General features: G+C 44.9%; 22 protein-coding genes. 17 read left to right on the forward strand and 5 right to left on the reverse strand.

The window, feature by feature from the left end:
* Window positions 1-7 precede the first annotated feature (7 nt).
* Both ABIE27_RS02615 and ABIE27_RS02620 read left to right on the forward strand, forming a co-directional pair.
* Window positions 8-1,528, forward strand: coding sequence for a PLP-dependent aminotransferase family protein (locus tag ABIE27_RS02615; protein WP_429349864.1), 1,521 nt, complete (start codon window positions 8-10; stop codon window positions 1,526-1,528).
* Between the two features lie 85 nt (window positions 1,529-1,613).
* Entirely contained in the window at window positions 1,614-1,865 is a 252-nt protein-coding gene (locus ABIE27_RS02620; protein WP_123062555.1) for a hypothetical protein, read from the forward strand.
* Between the two features lie 159 nt (window positions 1,866-2,024).
* On the opposite strand, the gene ABIE27_RS02625 is transcribed toward ABIE27_RS02620, so the two are convergent.
* The gene (locus tag ABIE27_RS02625) at window positions 2,025-3,899 is read right to left on the reverse strand and encodes a S8 family peptidase (protein WP_429349865.1); all 1,875 of its coding nucleotides are present in this window, start codon (window positions 3,897-3,899) and stop codon (window positions 2,025-2,027) included.
* 300 nt (window positions 3,900-4,199) lie between these two features.
* On the opposite strand from ABIE27_RS02625, the gene ABIE27_RS02630 reads away from it, so the two are divergent.
* The 6 genes from ABIE27_RS02630 to thiI all read left to right on the forward strand — a co-directional run bounded on the left by ABIE27_RS02630 (window position 4,200) and on the right by thiI (window position 9,101).
* A complete protein-coding gene (locus ABIE27_RS02630; RefSeq protein WP_090914707.1) occupies window positions 4,200-4,706 on the forward strand; it encodes a YpuI family protein in 507 nt (168 codons plus the stop codon).
* Between the two features lie 184 nt (window positions 4,707-4,890).
* Complete coding sequence (locus tag ABIE27_RS02635) at window positions 4,891-5,109, forward strand: DUF1540 domain-containing protein (RefSeq protein ID WP_090914705.1); 219 nt, start codon at window positions 4,891-4,893, stop codon at window positions 5,107-5,109.
* Window positions 5,110-5,144: 35 nt separating this feature from the next.
* A complete protein-coding gene (locus tag ABIE27_RS02640; RefSeq protein ID WP_429349866.1) occupies window positions 5,145-5,564 on the forward strand; it encodes a hypothetical protein in 420 nt (139 codons plus the stop codon).
* A 226-nt stretch (window positions 5,565-5,790) separates the two neighbouring features.
* Window positions 5,791-6,537: a lytic transglycosylase domain-containing protein gene (locus ABIE27_RS02645; protein ID WP_429349867.1), complete on the forward strand. Its 747-nt coding sequence runs from the start codon at window positions 5,791-5,793 to the stop codon at window positions 6,535-6,537.
* Between the two features lie 165 nt (window positions 6,538-6,702).
* Complete coding sequence (locus ABIE27_RS02650) at window positions 6,703-7,851, forward strand: cysteine desulfurase family protein (protein ID WP_429349868.1); 1,149 nt, start codon at window positions 6,703-6,705, stop codon at window positions 7,849-7,851.
* Between the two features lie 8 nt (window positions 7,852-7,859).
* A complete protein-coding gene (gene thiI / locus ABIE27_RS02655) occupies window positions 7,860-9,101 on the forward strand; it encodes a tRNA uracil 4-sulfurtransferase ThiI (RefSeq protein WP_123062861.1) in 1,242 nt (413 codons plus the stop codon).
* 175 nt (window positions 9,102-9,276) lie between these two features.
* Here thiI and ABIE27_RS02660 read toward each other — a convergent pair whose 3' ends face one another.
* The gene (locus tag ABIE27_RS02660; RefSeq protein WP_123062551.1) at window positions 9,277-9,969 is read right to left on the reverse strand and encodes a TerC family protein; all 693 of its coding nucleotides are present in this window, start codon (window positions 9,967-9,969) and stop codon (window positions 9,277-9,279) included.
* An 87-nt stretch (window positions 9,970-10,056) separates the two neighbouring features.
* Here ABIE27_RS02660 and ABIE27_RS02665 point away from each other — a divergent pair, with 87 nt between their 5' ends.
* From ABIE27_RS02665 to ABIE27_RS02690, 6 genes are all read left to right on the forward strand, one after another.
* Complete coding sequence (locus tag ABIE27_RS02665) at window positions 10,057-10,716, forward strand: TerC family protein (RefSeq protein ID WP_429349869.1); 660 nt, start codon at window positions 10,057-10,059, stop codon at window positions 10,714-10,716.
* Between the two features lie 418 nt (window positions 10,717-11,134).
* Window positions 11,135-11,629 carry a LiaF transmembrane domain-containing protein gene (locus ABIE27_RS02670; RefSeq protein ID WP_429349870.1) on the forward strand — a complete coding sequence of 165 codons (495 nt, stop codon included), beginning with the start codon at window positions 11,135-11,137 and terminating at the stop codon, window positions 11,627-11,629.
* Window positions 11,630-11,815: 186 nt separating this feature from the next.
* Window positions 11,816-13,663: a translational GTPase TypA gene (gene typA / locus ABIE27_RS02675; RefSeq protein ID WP_090923779.1), complete on the forward strand. Its 1,848-nt coding sequence runs from the start codon at window positions 11,816-11,818 to the stop codon at window positions 13,661-13,663.
* A 310-nt stretch (window positions 13,664-13,973) separates the two neighbouring features.
* A complete protein-coding gene (locus tag ABIE27_RS02680; protein ID WP_090923778.1) occupies window positions 13,974-14,270 on the forward strand; it encodes a YlaH-like family protein in 297 nt (98 codons plus the stop codon).
* 90 nt (window positions 14,271-14,360) lie between these two features.
* Complete coding sequence (locus ABIE27_RS02685) at window positions 14,361-15,422, forward strand: LCP family protein (protein WP_123062549.1); 1,062 nt, start codon at window positions 14,361-14,363, stop codon at window positions 15,420-15,422.
* Window positions 15,423-15,517: 95 nt separating this feature from the next.
* On the forward strand, window positions 15,518-15,970 hold the full coding sequence (locus ABIE27_RS02690; RefSeq protein ID WP_123062548.1) for a pyridoxamine 5'-phosphate oxidase family protein: 453 nt from the start codon (window positions 15,518-15,520) through the stop codon (window positions 15,968-15,970).
* A 7-nt stretch (window positions 15,971-15,977) separates the two neighbouring features.
* Here ABIE27_RS02690 and ABIE27_RS02695 read toward each other — a convergent pair whose 3' ends face one another.
* Window positions 15,978-16,634 (reverse strand): YhcN/YlaJ family sporulation lipoprotein, encoded by a 657-nt coding sequence (locus tag ABIE27_RS02695; protein WP_154957771.1) that lies wholly within the window; start codon window positions 16,632-16,634, stop codon window positions 15,978-15,980.
* 227 nt (window positions 16,635-16,861) lie between these two features.
* Between ABIE27_RS02695 and ABIE27_RS02700 the strand changes: the two genes are divergently transcribed.
* Both ABIE27_RS02700 and ABIE27_RS02705 read left to right on the forward strand, forming a co-directional pair.
* Entirely contained in the window at window positions 16,862-18,196 is a 1,335-nt protein-coding gene (locus ABIE27_RS02700; protein WP_123062546.1) for a PhoH family protein, read from the forward strand.
* Window positions 18,197-18,443: 247 nt separating this feature from the next.
* On the forward strand, window positions 18,444-19,715 hold the full coding sequence (locus ABIE27_RS02705; protein ID WP_429349871.1) for an extracellular solute-binding protein: 1,272 nt from the start codon (window positions 18,444-18,446) through the stop codon (window positions 19,713-19,715).
* Here the strand turns inward: ABIE27_RS02705 and ABIE27_RS02710 are convergent.
* Together ABIE27_RS02710 and ABIE27_RS02715 are read right to left on the reverse strand one after the other, a co-directional pair.
* The gene (locus tag ABIE27_RS02710; protein ID WP_123062544.1) at window positions 19,712-20,791 is read right to left on the reverse strand and encodes a hypothetical protein; all 1,080 of its coding nucleotides are present in this window, start codon (window positions 20,789-20,791) and stop codon (window positions 19,712-19,714) included. The two genes, ABIE27_RS02705 and ABIE27_RS02710, sit on opposite strands and share 4 nt — an antisense overlap.
* Before the next feature lie 179 nt (window positions 20,792-20,970).
* A complete protein-coding gene (locus ABIE27_RS02715) occupies window positions 20,971-21,207 on the reverse strand; it encodes a DUF2626 domain-containing protein (protein ID WP_090923772.1) in 237 nt (78 codons plus the stop codon).
* Between the two features lie 315 nt (window positions 21,208-21,522).
* Between ABIE27_RS02715 and ABIE27_RS02720 the strand changes: the two genes are divergently transcribed.
* Window positions 21,523-22,173: an RsfA family transcriptional regulator gene (locus ABIE27_RS02720; RefSeq protein WP_123062543.1), complete on the forward strand. Its 651-nt coding sequence runs from the start codon at window positions 21,523-21,525 to the stop codon at window positions 22,171-22,173.
* Window positions 22,174-22,290: the final 117 nt, after the last annotated feature.

Raw genomic sequence — 22,290 nt, forward strand, 5'->3', positions numbered from 1 at the left:
AGTAGACATGCATATTGAGCTTAAACGGGGAAGCAGTACCAAATTATATATGCAGATTGCTCTGACCATTGCAGATCGTATCCGCTCAGGTTTGATTGAACCGGGAACGAGATTGCCATCTGTTCGTAAGCTTACCGCTGATTTAGGCGTTAGCTTGGTAACTGTAACTAAAGCCTATGCGGAACTGGAGGCTATACAACTCGTTCGTTGCTCTCAGGGAAAGGGCTGTTATGTAAGGGGAACAGAGCCTTCCGGTCAAATGTCCAGAGAAGCAGTTGCCCATAGCAAAATGAGCATCAGAGGCTCAGGCGTTTCGTTGAACTGGCAGATGACACTGGTTGATTATTTACCCAGAGCACAACTATGGAGACATTTTGACGCATCCCCTCAAGTCCGCTATGAACTGCATATGTCAGCGATTCAACCTGAGTTATTACCTACACGTGATATTATCAATAGCGCCTATCACTTGTCCTCAGAACATGCAGAGCGCATGGCGGCCTATGGATCATTTCAGGGGGATTGGGAACTAAGACAGACCTTTGCAACACATTTTGCTTCTCGCGGAATGCAAGTCACGCCCGAAAGAATGTTAATTACAAGCGGAGCACAGCAGGGGATTGATCTGGTAGCTCGTACATTTATCGGTCCTGGAGATGTCGTATATATGGAGGCACCAACGTATACAGGGGCTATAGATGTGTTCACGAGTCGAGGAGCCAAAATCATTACCGTTCCTGTGGACAATGAAGGTATGCGTATTGATCTGCTTACCCGCTTGTGTGACACATATCCACCCAAGTTAATCTATACAATCCCTACATATCACAATCCGACAGGTGTGACGATGAGTGCTCAAAGGCGGGCCCAATTGCTAAATATCGCACAAAGTTATCATTGCCTCATTCTGGAAGATGATCCGTTTGCAGATTTATACTTTCGTGAGCCGCCACCGGCTTCGATTAAGTCCATGGATCGTGCAGGGCATGTGGTTTATATTAAAAGTTTCAGCAAAGTACTCTCCCCCGGTTGCCGTGTAGCTTGTGCTATAGCCGATGGGAGTGTGCTAACCCGGCTTGTGGCCGCGAAGTCTACGGCCGATCTGGGGAGTCCGTTATTAACACAGAAAGCACTTCAGGCTTATATTCAGGAACAGTATGACACTTACGTTTATCAGCTCCGAGAAGAACTCTACTCACGCTTGTGTGCTGCCTCAGAGGTGCTGGAGCAGTGTGCAACGAAGGAGATGCAATGGCGTCTTCCTGAGGGAGGGCTTAATTTATGGCTCGAATTGCAGGGGAATATGGATATGCATGAACTGCATCGGCAGTCTCTCGCTGCGGGCGTGTCTTTTCTGCCTGGTTCAGCTTGTTATGTTGCGGAAAGTGACACGACGAGTTTAAGAATATGTTTCACTGTGACGAGTAGCGAAGCGCTGAAGCAAGGGCTTCGAATTCTGTGCACTGTCATTGAGAAGGTCTCATCCAAACAATCTGGGGCAACGGCGGACAGGCTACCGCTCATTTAATTTTTAAGGATATGGACATCCATCCATACCACATCGGGTTCACTGCAATAGGTTATAGTATCACTTGAAAGGGAGTTGGTTTGAAATGAACCATTGTTGTCCACAGGTTTCACCGATTGTATGTGACCCGATTCAGGTTGTTCAGGATTATTACATTCCACAGATTGTGCCTGTAATCCACCCGATTGAAGTTGTGAAGCAACACCACTGTGTTCCAATACCTCATCATATGTACCCCGTTGTTATAAGAGAAGAAGGTCCGATGTATGTATCCAGCCATAAGAAAAAATCCGTGAAAAAATCAAGCAAAGCCCGCTCGACTTCTCGCAAGCGCTAATCGCAGTTGGCGTCCCGGGAATAAAGAATCAAACCAAAGAGCAGCATACGCCCCGGGGCGCAGCTGCTTTTATTTTCTTGTATAACTCTATTTGGAAAATGTGGCACGTTCACTCTGATATCCGAATAACCTGGAGATTAACGATTATGCCATAAGTTATTATCGGATATATTTTTTCATCGTGTTATCCATCTGCTGTCTGACATGCTGAGGCCAGAACTGTAACGGGGCACTGCTTCCGGATGCGGCTTGCAGCGCTTTGTATACATCAATCTGCCCATAGCCGTAGTACTTATCGTGGCCGGGTTCTCCTAGATCAATTACACTTTGTCGCATCAGATCCATGACCTCCGTATTGGTCAAATCCGGGTTCAACGAGCGAATTAATCCTGCAAGTGCTGCAACGTGGGGACTGGCCATGGATGTACCTGACAGAGCGGCGTACTGATTGTCCGGGTACGTACTAGCAATACTTGATCCGGGAGCCATGACATCCACATAGTCGCCATAGTTGGAATAGGAGGCTTTATTCATATCCGGGTCTGTAGCAGAGACAGCAAAAACTTCGGGATAAGCAGCAGGGTATCCTGGACGCTCGGTATTATCGTTGCCGGTTGCAGCGATAAGCACGATATCCCGATCAAAAGCGTATTTAATAGCATCATGGAGAAATTGAGCGTCCGCATAGTTACCGAGACTCATGTTAATGACTTTGGCGCCATGATCGGCTGCCCAAATGATTCCCTCAGCTACGGCATACGTTGTACCTGATCCCGAGTTATCCAGCACTTTGACGGGGAGCACCTTATTGTACCAGCTCATGCCAGCTACACCTTCGTTATTGTTCACAATCGCGCCGATAATTCCGGCAACATGGGTCCCGTGACCGACATCATCGAGCGGTTTGTTGCCCGGATTCACAACATTGTATCCTTCGAGCAATTTTCCTTTGAGATCCGGGTGATTCACATCAACACCTGTATCTACCACGGCTACGATAACATCTTTGTTGCCCTTCGTAATGTTCCACCCGCGATTTGTCTCAATGGCAGGAAGATTCCACTGATAATCGGAAAACAGTACATCGTTAGGGATGGGGACATCCGGTTGTTCAGCAGCCGTTTCATTGGTTAAGTACATATAGTGAGGCTCCATATACAGGGGATTCCATTTACTTCCGAAATAATCCCGCAGCTGTGCATAACTCATTGTTTCAGACCGAAAAACATACGTATAACCTAACTTGCGAGCAGACTGCGTCTTCACGTCAGAACGAATCATGCGCATATCTCGTTCACCCGGATCTTGCCGGAAACGAATGACGATTTCATTTTCGTAAAAATGGCTTGCATTGGCGTTGTCATGCCCGGTTTTTACCGTGATTTCGTTTAACGTGTCGGGATGAACCGATTCGATTTTAAATTTTCCTTCACGTGGATAAGGAATCATCCGTAAATTTTTGCGCTGATGTTCTTCCACGGCATTTAATACGCTTTGACTAAACAGAGCGATGATAGCTCGTTTGCCATCCTTGGAGGGTTGTCCCATGACAAAGTATTTTTCCTTTCCAAGTAGAAACGAAGAGGACTCGAAGCTTTGACGCTTGTGTACCGCTTTTTTTGCCAAATTCATGGCATGAGATAATTTTTGCTGCTCCAGTTTACTTCCTTCTTTGAACGCACGATCAAATCTTTTACTCGATGAGTCATCGATATTCATCAATTGAATAGACCGCATGTGCCCGTGTGAATCTTGAAGATCTTTCATATAACGGGTCACCTGTGCATCTGTCATCGTGTTCGTTTTATTCAGTATGATCCCGAGGTGCTGTTTGGCATCTACACGTGTCAGCAGATCAGTGGCTTTGATATCCTGAACTTTCAAACGCTGTTTACTGGCATGTTCCTTCTGAGGATTTTCCTGCATAGCGCTTGGCTTGGGTACGGTACGGTTGGATGTTGGAAGCAGTAAGGTCAGCGCTAATGCGCCTGCACCTGCTGCAAGAGCCCAGTTGATCCACCTTGGTCTGGACATAAGACAGAACCTCCTCGTTCATTTTGGACGATGATCATACGGCGTGCATGAACGCATCGTCGTTGTCACGGATGTAGTTATCGTTAGGAGAAGCACATATTTTTATACAAAAGAGTTTCGAGTCATTGCTTATTCCGAAGCATGTATCATGACAGGAATGGAAAGCGCGATTAAGGGATACCGCTCGTCAACTTTTTATGGTAGGATTATATCTGAGTATTCAAAAGGTCAGGAAACAAACATGGTTTGGCCTACCTGGATGTAAAAATGTAAGGACTTATTTAAGGGGGAGCTACCTTTATGTCAGCAGCCAATGTACAAAAAACATGTGAGTCAACCAGAGAAAAGTTAAAACCGGCGATCGATCGGATCGAAAAGTTTTTGAATGAAAATGCTTTGCCTGAACTGGATCAGAACCAGACGGAGGAATCAACCGCCTTCTACAAAGGTTTCCTTTCAGATCTCCGTCATTTGCTCGTTTTTTCTGAAGTTTCTTACGAAAAACTTGGCGTTGTGCTGCGTCGTGCCAACTTTGATGTCGAATTTGCCGAAAAGGCTCTTTATAATACGTATCACCAAAGTGTGAACAGCTTTTTCTATCCGAAAAATGAGTGCTACTCTGAGGACGGAAGATATGCTTACACAGGTCAGGATGCTATCCGTTTCCGTGATAAGCCCATTCGTGCTGTACGCGACGTCATTTTGGAAATTTCCAAGACTTATGAAGAACTGCGTGACGACTTGGCCTATTACGAGAGTGATTATCTGACCCAGCGTCGTATGCAAAGCCAACGTAACCACGCTTAATATTTCGTAAAACATAGACCGCCCTTGAGGCGGTTTTTTTTGTTTGGATGTAAAGATGGAACGTTCGTTTCGACCTGAATGGCTCTAGATAAATGTATTATCCTGAGACATGTTATCATCTGGCATTTTGGCGAAGAATATCGGATTTGGTGCGTGGGAACATTAGATGTCGAGGTGATAAAAAATGAGCCATGACAAACCAATTGTCAAATGCAGCGTTTCCAACTGTCATTTCTGGGGAGAAAACAACTTTTGCCAGGCCGATGCCATCATGATTGACATTGACCAGCACGCTACCCGTCGTCTGCATGAGGAATTTGCCGGAGAGACATTTGACTCCGATCATCATGATCATGCACGTACCTCTTCAGCAACATGCTGTCACACATTCAGACCTAAGTAAGCAGTCATCCCATCCATTAACGGAGGTGCTTTCACGTGAAGAATGATGATTTCAAAGACGAACATCTGGATCGTTACAACACAGAATCGCAGGGTCAACAACAGCGCCAGCGTGTGGATTATCCAAGAAAAGCATATCGTGAGGAGTACGGTGCGGAGATTACGCCGCGAGCAACCGTGCGAACCAGGGAGAGCGACCGCGTGCATTCAGATGCAGTACCGCAGAAACATGAGGCTGACCGTGTAATGGAGTCTTCGGGCCGCGTTGCAGGTTATATGGGTCTTGCTTTTGGTATTGCATCATTGTTTATGTGGTCTATTGTACTGGGTCCGGCAGCGGCTGTGCTTGGCTATTTTGCATTCGTGAATGGCCGTAAAACAGCGGGCGCATGGTCCATCGGATTGGGCATCGTCGCTACACTCAGTTACTTTTTTATGATTCCTTTTGCACGTTAAAAAAAGCGGACATCCGTTCATGGGATGAGAAAGTTATCCTCAGATCGCAGGACATTAGAAAAGCCTTCTGTATTCACTTCCTTATAGTGAATCAGAAGGTTTTTTCACATTTGCGCATATTTTTAACGCCTAATCAGCTATTTTTTATGAAAATGATGGAACCTGTCTGTAAAACCATGTAGAATAAAGTCATCTAGCTTGAATGAAACGGGAGTGGAGATAACTCATGCAAATCGATCCACGCAATTCGCGGCAATTACTGGAGCTGCAATTGTCTAATATCAATAATCAAACGAACGGATCTGCTGTGCCGACTGGTTCGACGACTGACTTTTCAAATATGATGGATGGATTGTTAAATGCGGATACTCGTAGTCTGAGCGATACGGTGAATCAGGCTTCGACCTCTAAACGATCCAACGACGGTTTGTTGTGGTTGCAACTTGGCAGTACCTATAGTCCCGATATGAATATAACGGGTTCTTCCCAGGCAGGTAATCCGGATTCATTGCTTGCTTTGAGCAATACAGGACAAGCTGATTCCAGCAAATCGGTGCCTACGGATTTCGAATCACTAATCTCACAGGCTAGTGCGAAGTACGGTGTACCTGAATCTTTAATCAAAGCTGTTATCGATACAGAATCGGGTTTTAATCCAAATGTTGTCTCTTCTGCAGGTGCGAAGGGTCTGATGCAATTAATGGATGGTACGGCAGCTGGACTTGGTGTGAGTGACTCCTTTGATCCGGGTCAAAATATTGATGCCGGGACCAAATATTTATCCCTTCAACTCCAGCGCTTTGGCGGACAGGAGAAAATGGCTTTAGCTGCATATAATGCTGGCCCGGGGCGAGTATCTAGACTTGGAGTTACGAATGATAATGAACTGATGAGCATGCTTCATCTGCTGCCTGTGGAAACACAGAACTATATTACTAAAGTGGAGCGAGCTCGTTCTAAATTTATGATCTAAAAGGGACATTTTCTGAGCATGCCCCAAACATAGAGATCCAGCTTAAAAGGCAGGCCTTCATTGCCTGCTTTCGGTTGGTCTTTTTTTGTGTTGTACGGAGATCGTGGTACAATGCTCACTATAGGTTAATGAATGAACGAACGAATAAGGAAGGTGCGCCTCGTTTTGAAATATTTTGATTATGCGGCAACGACTCCTCCATATCCAGATGTGGTTCGCACAATGACGGAAATTATGGAAACACAGTTCGGAAATGCGTCGTCGATTCATGGATACGGTGAACGTGCAGATCAATTACTACGCCGAGCGCGGACAGGCTGTGCTGCTGCAATCGGTGTAAAAGCAGATGAAATCGTATTTACATCCGGAGCAACGGAGAGTAATAATCTTGCGATCAAGGGGGCTGCTCTTCGGTATAGCTCACGGGGAAAACATATTATAACGACAGCAACGGAGCACGCATCTGTGTATGAAAGTGTGTTGCAGTTACAGCAATGGGGATGGGACGTAACCTTTATCCCTGTAGATTCAACAGGTGTCGTTACTGCTGAGCAGGTAGTTAAAGCTGTTCGTTCGGATACCGTGCTTGTTAGTCTGATGCATGTAAACAATGAGACGGGTGCGATTCACCCGGTAGAAGAGATTGGTAATCTGCTTAAAAAAAACGCACCGCGAGTCCTTTTTCATGTGGACGGTGTTCAGGGGTTCGGAAAAGTGCACGTTGCACCAGCCAAATGGAAAGCTGATCTGTACAGTTTGTCGGCTCATAAAGTCCGTGGGCCGAAAGGTGCCGGGCTCCTCTATGTGAGAAGTGGCGTAGAGCTTACACCTCTTCTATCTGGTGGTTCGCAGGAGCATGGGCTCAGGGCAGGAACAGAGAATACGGCTCTGATTGTGGGCATGGCCAAGGCGATGCGGATCGCAACGGAAAGACAAATTGATTTTTCGAGTCGCATCCGCTTACTCCGAGACCGGGTGATGAAGACGATTGCTTCTATCCCAGAGCTCGAGCTCAACAGTACACAAGACGGAGCGCCACATATTGTGCATTTTTCCTATCCTGCTATGAAAGCAGAAGTAGCACTGCATACCCTAGAGCAATTTGGATGCACGGTGTCCACCCAGTCTGCATGCTCCTCCCGTTCGGCTGAACCAAGCCGGGTGCTGCTTGCCATGGGAAGAGATGTTGCCTGTGCCTCTGGGGGATTGCGAATTAGTTTTGGTGATGAACATACAGAAGAGGATGCAGCCATGTTGGAAAAGGCGCTGCATCAGATGGTGGCACAATTACGGCCACTCGAAAGGCGGATGTAAATTAAATGTTGAATTATGATATGCTTCTTCTCCGTTTTGGAGAGTTTATGTTAAAAGGAAAAAATCGTGCGCGATTTGAGAAAACCATCATCACTCAAGTTAAGGCACTGCTTAAGCCTTATCCGGGTGCAAGTCTGCGTAAAGAATATGGCCGAGTCTACGTGGATCTTGGCGGTGAATCCCACACACAGCTTATTCCCGTGCTCAAACGTGTATTTGGTGTGGCGTCCATCAGTCCTGTGAAAGTAACGCCTTCCGAGATTGAAGAAATTGTGCAAACAGCGGTTGCTTTTATGGATGAACGAGCTCAAGAATTCGGCGAAGTCACGACCTTCAAGGTAAACGCACGTCGAGTGTGGAAGGTCTTCCCGCATTCTTCTCATGAAACAAACCATTTGGTTGGTTCACCGATTTTACGCAAATTTCAACAGTTGAAGGTCGATGTTCGTGACCCTGATATCGAGCTGCGTGTAGAAATCCGCGAACAAGGCACTTATATTTTCAGTGAAGTCATTCCTGCCGCAGGTGGGTTCCCGCTTGGAACAAATGGCAGGGCAATGGTTCTTTTATCCGGGGGGATAGACAGTCCTGTAGCCGCATGGTCTTCCATGCGCCGGGGGCTTGAAGTCGAGTGTGTGCATTTTTATAGTTATCCTTTTACCAGTCAGCGGGCCAAAGAAAAGGTGATTGATCTTGCACGTGCACTTGCAGATCATGCCGGTTCAATCAAATTACATTTGGTTCCATTTACGGAGATTCAGACCGCATTCACTCAGTTGGGCCAGGATAATCTGATTATTACATTAATGCGGCGTTCCATGCTACGAATTGCCACCAAGCTGGCAGAACGCGAACGTGCACTGGCGCTCATTACTGGTGATAGTCTGGGTCAGGTGGCAAGCCAAACCCTTCCGAGCATGAATGTCATCGGACGCGCTACAGACCTGCCTCTACTGAGACCACTGGTCATGATGGACAAACAGGAGATTGTTTCACTTTCCAAACAGATTGGTACCTATGACATCTCCATTCTGCCTTATGAGGATTGCTGTACATTGTTTGTTCCAAAATCACCATCAACCAATCCGAATCTGCGGATTGTGGACAAAATCGAAGCAACGATGAGCCATCTGCCGGAATGGCTGGATCAAGCGGTAGAACAGACAGAAACAATAACTTTGTATGCCGGGGAAGCTTCAGTATTGACGGGGCAGCCAGAGAACAGTGAAATGAAGGATGACTGGTTTTAATTGTGATTGCTATCTGTAGGCATACTACATTAGAGGTAGACATAACAAATGAAATGTAAATAGAACACAAAAAGAACAGGACTAACCCATGTAAGAAGGGTTCGGTCCTGTTCTTTTTTGTGAGACGTTATCTCGTAAATGCATTGCTTGTATTGCTTCCATATCCCTGACTCGTCTATGAATAGGAACGTTGGTGAGCTTTCCTACTTGTGGTTCGTTTACGGTAACCCGCAAAGACAACGCCTCCAATCACTACAACGATGAACAGGAAGCGGAGTGCCGGATGCTCCGTGAAAAAAGGCATAATCCGTTTTTCTTCAGTAATCATATTGGCAGCAGTATAACCTAGTACAACGGCGCCAAGATAGATAATCCAGGGAAAGTGGTTAATCAGTTTGATAAATAAGGTGCTGCCCCAAACGATAATCGGGACACTAATCAGCAATCCGAGGATAACAAGTACTAGATGTTGCTGTGCAGCCCCCGCTACGGCAATCACATTGTCTAGTCCCATGGCTGCATCTGCAATAATGATTGTACGAACAGCGGCCCAGAGGGAAGTATCTGCTTGAATGTCATTGTGCTCCTCTCCCTGATCAGCCAGCAGTTTATAGGCAATCCAGACCAGAAGCAAGCCTCCTACAAGCAAGAGCCAAGGCACTTTGAGCAACCATAATACAACGACGGTAGCTGCAATTCGGATGAGAAGTGCACCGCCAGTGCCGAACAGGATCGCCTTTTTTTGCACAGAAGAATGGAGATTTCTGGCTGCAAGACCAATGACGATGGCATTATCGCCAGCCAGGATCAGATCAATAAAAACAACATTCAACAAGGACAGCCAGAATGTTGGACTAAACAGCTCCATGCGATATGTCACTCCTTATATATTCTTCAAACACTAAGAATAGCATGTACATCTTTCACATACAAGTTAGAGTGGGGGGATGAGGAGATGGATACACTATGGTTATTAACGCAAATTTTAATGATCAATCTGGTGTTGAGTGGAGATAACGCGGTTGTCATTGCAATGGCTAGCAAAGATTTACCTCCGGCTCAACGTAAAAAAGCGGTGTGGTGGGGCGCACTTGGTGCAGTACTTCTACGTTGCGTACTTACTTTCGCAGCTGTACTGTTGCTGGGGATCCCTTTTATTCAGGCGGCAGGCGGTTTGCTATTGTTCTGGATCGCGCTGAAGCTGTTGCTTCAAAACGACGATGAAGTACATATCCGTAATGCATCTACAACATGGAAAGCGATTCAGACGATTCTGGTTGCTGATTTCGTGATGAGTCTGGATAATGTATTAGCGATAGCTGCTTTGGCGGACGGAGATCTGGCACTAATCGTCATCGGGATTGCAATTAGTATTCCTATTGTAGTGTGGGGCAGCGGCATCATTGTGGGTCTGCTTAAACGGTTTCCGATTTTGGTGTTTGCGGGTTCAGGTATACTGGCGTTTACCGCAGGAGAAATGTTAATGAGAGATCCGAAGCTGGGGGACTGGCTAGGTGGAATGGCAGCACAAGCTCATGCGATGTTGCCAGCAGCTCTGGCTTGTCTGGTTATAGCAGCGGGAGGGGCACACAGATTTGTTCGACGGAATGCGTAGATGTCAACATGGGTTGGAATAATTTTTGTTTGAGAGGTGTCCCATAAGGGATACCTTTTCTGTTTTTAAATCTTCCTGAGGAGTTCCGCCAAGAAGAGTCTGCGTTTTTTTCGCATGTGAACGATAAAGGTGTAGAGGATAGAGCATTAAGGAGGGAAAGTAATCTTTGTGTCGTAAGCTGCTATAATATTATATATGGTGTCTCTAAGGGGAATACAGATTAAGGTTGGAGGCGTTATGTTTATTTTACCTGAGCTAGGACGACTCATTTTCGACATCAGTATAGTTTTTTGTGGAAACATCAGATACACTGTTAACATCAGGTTATAGCTCGCTTTTGCAATTCAAAAGGTGTTCAGTGCCGGGAATCAGCACAGTTTAGAAATTACATAATTAACAAAAACCAGAGGTGATTATAATGAAGAATGAAAGAGCAATCGGACTATTTATTGTAGTTGCTGGTCTTGTCATTTTGCTCGGCAAATTAGGGGTGTTTGGGTTTATCGGTCGAAATTTCTGGCCACTGTTGCTATTACTGCCAGGTATTGCTCTTTATGCGTTGTTTTATGCCCGGATGACGCCGTCCTGGTCGTTAGTGCCTGCGGGAGTTCTCACAGTATATGGTGTACTGTTCAGTATAACGAATATATGGGGGGCTGGACTCATGAGAAATTTGTGGCCAATCCTGTTGCTTGCAATTGCTGTCGGCTTGCTTGGATACGGTGCAGTTGAGCGGCGAAGACCCGAATTTGTCTATCCTGCTGCCCTAATTATCGGGGCGGTTTCCATCGTATTGCTGGCGTTTACGCTGCTACAGACAGGGATCATTTATGTACTCGCTGTTCTGCTCATCTTGGGTGGAGTCTGGTTGCTTGCTGGGCGAGGGCGTATAGGGCGAGGTAAGGGATGGTAAACATCTCCTGTCTTAACCTATGGAGTTTCGAGCGAAATATCTTGATTTTTACCTACGATAAACTATAATATAAGGGATATAGACATGCGTCGGGTTATCACCGACGCTTATTTTGTGAGTAACCTGCGATTTTGCGGGAAGTTTAGTAGATAAGAATTGAAATTGGAAAGGATATGGATACAAACCATGCATTCAAGAGAACACATTCGCAATATTGCGATTATTGCCCACGTCGACCACGGGAAAACGACACTAGTCGACAAGTTGCTCCAGCAATCCGGTACATTCCGTGACCACGAGACTGTACAGGAGCGCGCAATGGACTCCAACGATTTGGAGCGTGAACGCGGTATTACGATTTTGGCCAAAAACACGGCTATAACGTATAAAGATTATCTGATTAACATTGTAGATACACCTGGACACGCCGACTTCGGTGGTGAAGTAGAACGTATCATGAAAATGGTTGACGGCGTATTGCTCGTTGTTGATGCTTATGAGGGCTGTATGCCACAAACGAAGTTCGTACTTCGTAAAGCGCTGGAGCACAACCTGACTCCAATCGTAATTGTAAACAAAATTGACCGTCCAGCGGCTCGTCCGGCTGAGGTTATTGATGAAGTACTTGACCTGTTCATCGAACTGGGTGCCAACGATCAACAACTCGAATTCCCTGTTGTATATGCTTCCGCATTGAACGGAACATCCAGCATGGAAGACGATCCTGCCAAACAAGATGACAACATGATGGCGATCTACGATACCATCGTAAGTCATATCCCTCATCCAACAGAGAACGTTGAAGAGCCACTGCAATTCCTCGTTACGCTGATGGACTACAATGAATACCTTGGACGTATCGCTATCGGTCGTGTAAACCGCGGTGTGATCCGTCAAGGCCAATCCGTTACTGTTATTATGCGTGATGGCAAAAGCAAAACAGCTCGTATCGAGAAACTGTTCGGTTTCCAAGGTCTGAAACGTGTAGAGACAGAGGAAGCCGGCGCAGGTGACATCGTTGCGATCGCAGGTATTAAGGATATCAACATCGGTGAAACGATTGCTGATCCGAACAACCCTGAAGCTTTGCCGGTTCTGAAAATTGATGAGCCAACACTGCAAATGACATTCCTCGTAAACAACAGTCCATTCGCAGGCCGCGAAGGTAAATGGGTAACTTCCCGTAAACTGCGCGAGCGTTTGTTAAAAGAATTAGAAACCGACGTATCTCTTCGTGTTGAAGAAACAGAGAGCCCAGATGCATTTATCGTTTCCGGACGTGGTGAACTTCACCTCGGTATCCTGATTGAAAATATGCGTCGTGAAGGATATGAGCTTCAAGTATCCAAACCGGAAGTTATCATCAAAGAAGTTGACGGTAAGAAAATGGAGCCTGTTGAGCGCTTGTTGATTGACATCCCTGAAGAAAGCATGGGTTCCGTTATGGAGAGCCTAGGCGCACGTAAAGCAGAGATGGTTAACATGATCAACAATGGTAGCGGTCAAGTACGTCTGGAGTTCCTGATTCCTGCACGTGGTCTGATTGGATATAGCACGAACTTCCTCACATTGACTCGTGGTTATGGCGTAATGAACCATGCATTTGACAGCTATGCTCCAGTCGTATCCGGTCAAGTGGGTGGACGTCACCAAGGTGTACTGATCTCAACGGAAACGGGCACATCTACGTTCTACGGAATGATGGGTGTTGAGGATCGTGGTACGCTCTTCCTTGAGCCTGGAACAGAAATTTACGAAGGTATGATTGTTGGTGAGCATACACGTGACAATGATATCGTTGTTAACATCTGTAAAGAAAAACAACTGACTAACGTTCGTTCTTCCGGTAAAGATGATACGGTTAAAATTAAAACGCCGATTATTTTCTCGTTGGAACAAGCGCTTGAATATTTGAACGATGATGAGTACTGTGAAATCACGCCGAAATCCATTCGTCTTCGTAAGAAGCTTTTGAACAAATCCGAGCGTGAGCGTGCAGAAAAACAACGCAAAATGGCTCAAAATAACGCGTAACACCCACTACCCTAAGAGATACAAAAGTCAATGTTTGAAGGGACCCTATTGCACGATGGAACGATTCCTGTCTCTCGCCACTTGTAGTGGAGGGAGAGGAATCGATTCTGCAGAAGCGAAGCGCTCGCCCTTGTCCCCGAATTTCAACACTTGATAGAGTGTTCATAGAAATTCGGGGACAACAGCGATCAAAAGAACGATCCGATCTCGGAACGGTCGAACGAGCGACGAAGAATCTCATTGTGCAGCAGTAAAGTCCCGCCAATGCTTGAATTTTGTACAGCATGATCATGAAAGGAGATGCCTTAACATGCAAGCATGGTTTGCATCACACCCGATCATCGCCTATATCGTCATCTTTGTACTGATTACTTACGTGTATAACAAGGTCTTTCGGGTTCGTCAGAAATTGCCAATCGGTAAGGAAATTGTGTTATATATCTTGATGGCGATGGGTACGTTCATGCTTCTTATTTTTCAGATCGATAAGTTGCCCATCATTCAATGTTTGCTGGTAGCTGTTGGTCTGATGCTGTTAGTGCGCGTGCGTTATTTCGTTGAAGGTCGTCAAAAGAAAAAAGCGGAAGCTTCCGCTCGAAACTCATAATGCTGTCTATGCATAAACACATCCGTTTTCCCTTGGGAAAGCGGTTGTGTTTTATGTAGACCAAACAGATGTGATAAAGGTGTTGAGAACATGAATTCAAATTCAAACGGATTGCCTCCACGAAGACAAGCTTCGAATTCACCTAGCAATTCAGGCAACAAAAGCAATAAGGGAAAGCCGCCGAAGAAGAAGAAGCGTATGCGCGGATTCATCAGGGTGTTTCTCAGTCTGCTTGTGATCGGTATTTTGGTCGGTGGGGGATATGTGTACTGGCTATACAACCAAGTTGCGAATACGGGGATTGATAAACCCGTTCCTCCAGGCATGTCGGCTACAACCAAACCACTGACGATGTTGCTGTTAGGTACAGATAATCGTCCCGAAACGGGTACGTTTTTATCCGATGTTGTGATGGTTGCTGCACTTAATCCGAATACGAAGACTGCAACGGTAGTATCCTTACCTCGTGATACGCGTATTCAGCTGGGCGGCTACAAGTCGAACAAACTAAATGCTTATTATCCACGATTCAAAACACAAGAAAAGACCTCTGGCAAAAAGGCAGAGGATCAGATGAAAGAAATGATGGAAAAGTACCTCGGTGTGGATATCAACTATACAACGGTTCTGAATTTTCAGGCTTTCCGTGATGCGATAAACGCCGTCGGTGGAGTTGATGTTACGGTTGATAAAAACATGTGTTACCGAGATACGGCTGACAATACGGATATTAATTTGAAGGCAGGAGCCCAGCATTTGGACGGAAAAGAGGCGCTTGACTTTGTTCGCTATCGTAAGTCCAACTGTAAGCCAAAGACGGCCGAGTCCAATGATTTTGATCGCAATAAACGCCAGAGCCAAGTAATGAATGCTATGCTGGATCAGATGAAATCGCTTGGCGGAATCACCAAGATTGGCAAAGTGATTAGTGCGGTAGATAAAAACATGACTACGGATGTGGAATCCGAACAAATGAAAAACTTTATAGCGACTTATTGGAATATTTCCACCGAAAATGTACACTTTACTCCGGTTACGGGGGAGTGGAGAAGTCCTTATGTATATATTAATGAGACAGAATTGGCCAATGCCAAACAGGCGCTGCAAGATACACTTTCAGGTAAAGTGACGGCATCAACCCCCAAAGAATAGCTTACGTTTTGGGGATTGGAAGCTCGGTTCGCGGTGTGCTATAATAACATCAACCAAGATGAGAATTGCATAAAGAAGGTTAGGGGGCTGGTTGAATGTCCGAAGCCGTCACACAGTTAACAGATTCTCTTTTACAGCAGTTTAAAGACGAGACTTTTGTGCTTCTTAACACCGTTGATGTCGAATCTGGAGGTCCGACTTCTACAGCAATCTCCTGGATTTATGCTGAAAATGCATCGACTTTTCGTTTGGCGATTGATCATCGTTCCCGTCTGGTAAATAATATGATACACAATCCGCTGATTACGATTACTGTTTTTGGCGAAGAGATGGTGTATGCAGTCAATGGACGTGCTTCCGTGCGACAAGATCCATTGCAAGACGTACCCTTTAATATGTGCTGTTTCGACATTCGGATTGAAGCGGTGAGGAATGCCCTGTTCTATGGTGCTCAACTGTCCTCTGTGCCTCAATTTGTCAAAATATACGACCAACGTGCCGCAGAGAAGCTTGATGAGCAAGTCTTTGCGGCAATGAAAAAAGCCTAGTGAGAGATCACTGGGCTTTTTGTTGTCTTTTTTCCGATGTGTGTTGTTGCATGTACTGATCCTGAGCAGGTTCATCCGGGTTTTGGCGAACTTTGACGTCTTTCGGAAGCTGTGGAATGATGCGCCCAACCATATCGGCAAGTTCTGAAGCAAAACCGGAAATTGGATGGCCTTTACGGATATGCTCACCAATTTCTTTGATACGCTCCGTGACATCAGCATCGGCGGTTACGATGGAATCCACACCTTCCGGGTCTTTGCGCAAAGCTTCTGCAACGGCGTATTTAATCGTACCAACGCGTGCCCGTTCGAGATCACCATCGACATCAATGCCGACAACCGCTGTGTTGCCGAGTATAACGCAGTTAGCATCTTGCACACCTTCAACTTGCTTGGCAAGTGCTTTGAGGTGACTCACTCGTTTTTTATTTGTCATTCGGCCCATTTCTGTATCATCCGCAACATTGAGATCATGTACCTCGCCTGTATTTTCGTTGAAGTGATCTAAGCGTGAAGGATTCATTCGATCTTCTTGCTGTGTGGTTATGTTTCCTCCGTAACTTCTTGGATGCATCTCATGCGGTTCCTGTGAAGCGTTACGTGTAGAAGTATTACAGCCAGTAAGAACAAAGATTAGAAGCAGCGTGCATATCCCCATTTTCATAAATGTTCATCCTTTCTTGGAGTTTTTCAGAATGGTTGACAATTATTTTGCCCTAGTCGAATACATTTATGTATGGGAGCATGATTGTCCATGCCGCTGCTGAAGATCACATGATCAAGATGAACTCGGGAATGAGGGGAAACGGAAGGCTCGTAAGAGCAACTTCGTCATTCCCGAGAACACGTTCCAGCCCATGCCTTTAACGACGCCGCTTTGGAGGGGATTGAATGAAAAAGATTTTTGTATTGGATACCAACGTGCTTCTGCATGACCCCAATGCCATATTTGCCTTTGAAGAACATGAGGTAATCATTCCCGCGGTTGTACTGGAGGAGATTGACTCCAAAAAAAGAAATGCCGATGAGATCGGCCGTAACGCACGCAATGTGTCCAGACTGCTGGATGGACTCAGGGAACTGGGTCACTTGCACAGTGGCGTACCTCTTGCGAATGGAGGCAATCTAAAAGTTGAGCTTAATCACCGCAGTTTTGTGAGAGTTCAGGAAATGTTCGGGGAAGTGTCCAATGACAATCGAATCTTGGCCGTCGCGCTGAATTATCAGATTGAAGAGAATGAAAAAGAAGTGGTGGAGCGACAAGTTGTTCTTGTTAGTAAAGACGTTCTGGTACGGATCAAGGCGGACGTACTTGGACTGATCACACAGGATTACTTATCGGATCGGACTGCTGGACTTAGCGAGTTGTACCCTGGATATACAGCGCTGAAAGTTCACCCGTCTGTCATTGATGAGTTTTACACATATCGTTTCTTGCCGATCAAACCGTTACAACTGTCTTATTCACTCTATCCGAATGAATTTGTCATTCTGAAGGATGAGATGGGTACGAACAAATCCGCTTTGCTTAAAGTGAATACCGAAGGTACAAAGCTGGAGCCATTGTTCCTCAGTAATGATAATGTCTGGGGGATTAGCGCCCGAAATGCACAACAACGGATGGCATTGGAGCTTCTGTTGAACGACGATATTCCGCTTGTGACGATAACTGGCAAAGCGGGTACAGGTAAAACACTGCTCGCCTTGGCAGCAGGATTGCTGAAAGTAGAGGATGATCACAAATACAAAAAACTGCTGATCGCGCGTCCCGTCGTGCCGATGGGCAAGGATATCGGGTATTTGCCAGGAGAGAAGGAAGAAAAGCTTCGTCCTTGGATGCAACCCATCTATGATAATCTTGAATTTTTATTTGATACAAAAAAGGCTGGAGATATAGACAAAATACTGATGGGTCTCGGCAGCATTCAAGTTGAAGCACTGACCTATATCCGCGGAAGATCGATTCCCGGTCAATTCATCATTATCGATGAAGCACAGAACTTGTCTCGTCATGAAGTGAAAACAATAGTATCCCGGGTGGGTGAAGGTAGTAAAATTATTTTGATGGGTGACCCTGAGCAGATTGACCACCCTTACCTGGATTCCGCAAGCAACGGATTGACCTACATTGTCGAACGTTTCAAACAAGAGGGAATCAGTGGGCATATTATGCTTGAAAAAGGAGAACGTTCCAAGCTGGCACAGCTTGCGGCAGACTTGTTGTAACAAGCTCTCGATCGTTACAAAGTTGGATTTATTTCCCGGAAAATGATTTAAAGCACAAGCCGACTTTTGAAGTCGGCTTTTTTTGCTGAAAAAATTAAAATCAAATGTTATACAGAACTGTATATGCTCTTAATATGCAAAATACAAGAAAAGTGTTTTTTGGCAGGGTAGGACAAGAGCACTACATATTTGTTACAATAATGGTTGCGAGAAAATATAAAATAAGTTATTTCAAGGGGGAGAGTGAATGAAGCGTAGACATCAGGTTGTTTTATTTGCAGTTTTACTGCTTTCGCTAACAATCCTTTCACCTAGCTTTGATTTTAGAGGTTCGCAGCATAATCAGGGACGAAATCAAGAGAAAGATACATACACGGGTGTTTCATCCCGTAATCAAAATACAAGTGCACCTCTCGATGTAATGGTATCCATGTCCAAAGCCGAGTTTGAGTCTTTTCAAAAAGTGGCTAAAGAAGTAGCGGCTTCTATTTACGTTGAGATTAATCTCCGCAATGTGGAACCGGATGAGTATATAGAGGTGCTCGATCAGGAGTTTTCCTTGGGGGAGAACGGAGATATTATTTTATTGGATAGTGACCAAGTTCAACATTATGCCAAAAAAGGTTATTTGCTTCCTTTAAATGCGACAACGCTTTCCAAAGCTCTTGGCGATTCAGTTGCTGAGTTACGAGGAATAACAGAGTGGAACGGATATCAATGGGCAATGCCCTTTGATGTAGATCCTTATGTGATGGGAGTAATACCCTCATATTTGAATGAGGCTGGGTTGCAGGGCTTTCCACAGAATAGGGAGCAATGGTCTAAGTTAATCAAGGAATCTCAAACAAAGAGCGCACCTTTGATTTCGTTGAATATAGATGATATTTACGAAGCGAGTGCGTGGTTGAGTTACTTGCCGCCAGGAATGAGTCCCGACCAGATTCTAAGAATGCAGCGTACCTCTATGACAAATGAATTTCAACAGGGGATCAGCTTACTCGGCGAGCTCCAACCCCATATTATAACCATGTCTGTAGATCCAGTATTAGCTGCTTCGGATGATAAGGTGCCAACCCCGATGTTTGTATCTACATTATCTCGTATTTTACATGCAGATGAAGCTGCCAAAGGTCGGGGGACATTTTCTTCACCTGTCTCTTTGCAGGCTTTGCGGGCGGTAGAATCCAGAAGTCTGGTTATTACAGCAGGAGCTGTGGAAACGGATGCAGCGAGTCGTTGGATTGAAGGCATGTCTTCTGCAGTAACGCAGAAAAAGTGGTATAAACAAACCAAACGTTTGCCTGCAAGAAAACAAGAGAGTGAGAAGGAAGTTGGGGATGTTGAGAGTCGGTATAATATGGCTTTAAACCAATCATGGTTCGCCAAAGAGTCTCCGGTGCAATCGATTGAAAACAAAACGATGATCGATCGTTTTCAAAAACGAGTGCAACAGGTTCTCGAAGGGGAGATCAGTGCTGCCCAGTATGTGAGCAGCATTAGAAAAACGGTTAACCCCTAAAATGAAATCGCTAATTTCACTTCCAAAACCCCTTCATCTGTGGAAACATCCGTAGCTTTGACAAAGGACAGTATTTTTTGCGGATAAAAACCGAGATCGAACTCTTTCTCCAACATGCTGCGTGTTGTATCAGGCAGTTCAAGCTGATTGAACACCAGCTTATCCACATGAAAACGAATGGAATTTTGCGGTTCGTTCTCGACCGTATAGTGTCCTTCAATGCTTAATTGTAATTGATCACGCTTACCCGAAGCTGTAATTTTATCCTGATCAAATGTGAACGCAAAATCTTCAAAAATTTCATTTTGTGAGCGTAAAAACGCATTTAATTCGTCCTGACCAATGCGGATGGTATACGTTGTGCCCGTAGTAGAAATGGCTCCGTTTTGCTTTTGCACAAAATCGGGCAAGTTTTGCATGGCTGACGCCAATGCCTTGAAATAACGTTTTACCTCGTATATGCCGACGTTTTCCCAATACAACGTTAATTCATTCATTAATTTTTGGATAGCTGCCGCGTCACCGCTGGCGGTTATTTGCTTATCCACTTCTTTTTGCAGTGAGGCTACCCTTGTTCGCTGGTTCTCGAGATTGGTTTTCATCTCGGTGAGCTCTATAGAGGTTTGGCGGATTTGATCAGACGTATGCTGCAGTTGATTGTAGCGGGTCTGATACTTGTCCAAAACGGCTTGATCTTTACCAATGATGATTTGATAGTAGTCATATAGAACAAACAAATCTTTAAATGATCTTGCTCCAAGTACTGTCATGAGCAGGCTGTCACGCTCTCCCGTGTAGTAGGACCTTACAACAGCTCCGGCGCGGTCTTGCTGGATATGTATTTCCTTTTTCTGTTGCAGCAGTTGGGCAGTTAGTGTCTCATGTTGCTTGGCTAATTGTGTCTGCTGTTCAGTTATACGTTTAATTTCATGATCAATCTCTACAATAGATAATGTCTTTTGCAGAATGGCTTGCGTCTCTTCGGGTGAAGTTTCTCCATAAACGTATGATGAGGCGGACTGCACGAACAATATGATAATGTACAAGATGGCGATTAGGCCATATCGATGCTTCACAATCATTCTCCTTTCTTTAATCCTTGTAAAATCCTGCAGATGAGTACTCTTCCAAACAATATATGAAATCCGTACGAAAAATATCCTTAATGGTTACATACCATTATATCTTCATATGTAATCTTAAAAACAAAAAAACAATCCGACAAGAGCCGGATTGCTTTGATGCTGCTGGCGGATTAGAGCGGCAGTCCCATTTGAAATACAGTCCAGTAGCTGAACCCTGTGAACGTCACGATCATATAACCCCAGAAGAGCAATATGTACGTACGTTCTGTAAACTTCAAGTATCCCAAAAGAACAAAAAACGCAGTCTGCAGGAAGAACAGTAAAGCCATTTCGACTAAATCTCCTGCAAAAGCCATCAGGCCAATCGCAAGCGTGAAGAACCCGAGTACCCGAAACATGCGTGCCACGGTAAATCCTCCTCTCTTATGTACGTTCATAGATTGTCTACATAATATTATACCGACAAAGGAAAAACGTGTAAACAAATTTGGGTATGAAAGCGAATTCTTTTTTTAATACGCTTTAGATTAAAAGTATGCAGAATTATATTAATCACGTATGAGGGGACCTGAATGTGGAAATACATTTTAGTATGAAATCAATTCTATGAACTCTATGAGAGGCATAAGATTGAGTAAAGCAACTTTTATACCTAATTCACATAACGGGTTACCGGTTATGGGGACGGTTATTTCAGGATGGTGTTAGGAGGGTATTATAGCATGACTGCAGTGAGACAGGATGCTTGGAGCACAGAGGATGATTTGATTTTGGCGGAGGTTACATTGCGTCATATTCGGGAAGGCAGTACGCAGCTAGCCGCTTTTGAAGAAGTGGGCGAAAAAATAGGCAGAACTTCGGCTGCCTGTGGGTTCCGTTGGAACAGCTGTGTGCGTAAAAAGTATGAATCTGCGATTAGCAATGCTAAAGCACAAAGGCAGAAGCGGAGCTATCTAAGAAAACAGCCGGCAATGCTTGGTCCACAGGTTGCTGCACTGGCAACATTAGACGCTGAGGAAGGTGTTTTCAAGACGGAGGGTGTGTCGGATGAATCCTTATCTATGGATGCAGTCATCCGTTTCCTAAGGCAGTGGAAAGGAACTGCACAGGAGAGTAATCGTCAGCTTAAAATGCTTGAAAAGGAATTGCGTGAGAAGGAAGACGAACTGCATGAATTACGTTGTGAGAACGACAGGTTGTCCAAGGAAGTTAATGAGGTTCAAACCGATTATCGCGTGGTGAACGATGATTACAAAGCATTGATCCAAATTATGGATCGTGCACGCAGGCTTGCCTTTTTATCTGAAGAAGAAGAAGAACTCAAGACAAGGTTCAAAATGGATGCCAACGGAAACTTGGAACGGATTGAGTAGCTATATTCAAAAGTAAAAGTAACCTTGTAATATTTACCCGCCAAACCTCCGTAATTATACGGTTGGTATGACGGGTTTTTAGTTGTGTGCATTTTGTTCTATTATAGAAGAAGATTT

It is taken from the genome of Paenibacillus sp. 4624 (assembly GCF_050435065.1).
GTDB classification, from domain to species: Bacteria; Bacillota; Bacilli; order Paenibacillales; family Paenibacillaceae; genus Paenibacillus; species Paenibacillus amylolyticus_D.

Bases quoted from the DNA above. Each gene is read 5' to 3' on its own strand.
- ABIE27_RS02680 (WP_090923778.1), top strand. From the start codon at position 13,974: ATGCAAGCATGGTTTGCATCACACCCGATCATCGCCTATATCGTCATC.
- ABIE27_RS02700 (WP_123062546.1), top strand. From the start codon at position 16,862: ATGAAAAAGATTTTTGTATTGGATACCAACGTGCTTCTGCATGACCCC.
- ABIE27_RS02695 (WP_154957771.1), bottom strand. From the start codon at position 16,634: ATGAAAATGGGGATATGCACGCTGCTTCTAATCTTTGTTCTTACTGGC.
- ABIE27_RS02645 (WP_429349867.1), top strand. From the start codon at position 5,791: ATGCAAATCGATCCACGCAATTCGCGGCAATTACTGGAGCTGCAATTG.
- ABIE27_RS02665 (WP_429349869.1), top strand. From the start codon at position 10,057: ATGGATACACTATGGTTATTAACGCAAATTTTAATGATCAATCTGGTG.
- ABIE27_RS02705 (WP_429349871.1), top strand. From the start codon at position 18,444: ATGAAGCGTAGACATCAGGTTGTTTTATTTGCAGTTTTACTGCTTTCG.
- ABIE27_RS02670 (WP_429349870.1), top strand. From the start codon at position 11,135: ATGAAGAATGAAAGAGCAATCGGACTATTTATTGTAGTTGCTGGTCTT.
- ABIE27_RS02690 (WP_123062548.1), top strand. From the start codon at position 15,518: ATGTCCGAAGCCGTCACACAGTTAACAGATTCTCTTTTACAGCAGTTT.
- ABIE27_RS02720 (WP_123062543.1), top strand. From the start codon at position 21,523: ATGACTGCAGTGAGACAGGATGCTTGGAGCACAGAGGATGATTTGATT.
- ABIE27_RS02685 (WP_123062549.1), top strand. From the start codon at position 14,361: ATGAATTCAAATTCAAACGGATTGCCTCCACGAAGACAAGCTTCGAAT.
- ABIE27_RS02660 (WP_123062551.1), bottom strand. From the start codon at position 9,969: ATGGAGCTGTTTAGTCCAACATTCTGGCTGTCCTTGTTGAATGTTGTT.
- ABIE27_RS02620 (WP_123062555.1), top strand. From the start codon at position 1,614: ATGAACCATTGTTGTCCACAGGTTTCACCGATTGTATGTGACCCGATT.
- ABIE27_RS02615 (WP_429349864.1), top strand. From the start codon at position 8: ATGCATATTGAGCTTAAACGGGGAAGCAGTACCAAATTATATATGCAG.
- ABIE27_RS02630 (WP_090914707.1), top strand. From the start codon at position 4,200: ATGTCAGCAGCCAATGTACAAAAAACATGTGAGTCAACCAGAGAAAAG.
- ABIE27_RS02635 (WP_090914705.1), top strand. From the start codon at position 4,891: ATGAGCCATGACAAACCAATTGTCAAATGCAGCGTTTCCAACTGTCAT.
- typA (WP_090923779.1), top strand. From the start codon at position 11,816: ATGCATTCAAGAGAACACATTCGCAATATTGCGATTATTGCCCACGTC.
- ABIE27_RS02625 (WP_429349865.1), bottom strand. From the start codon at position 3,899: ATGTCCAGACCAAGGTGGATCAACTGGGCTCTTGCAGCAGGTGCAGGC.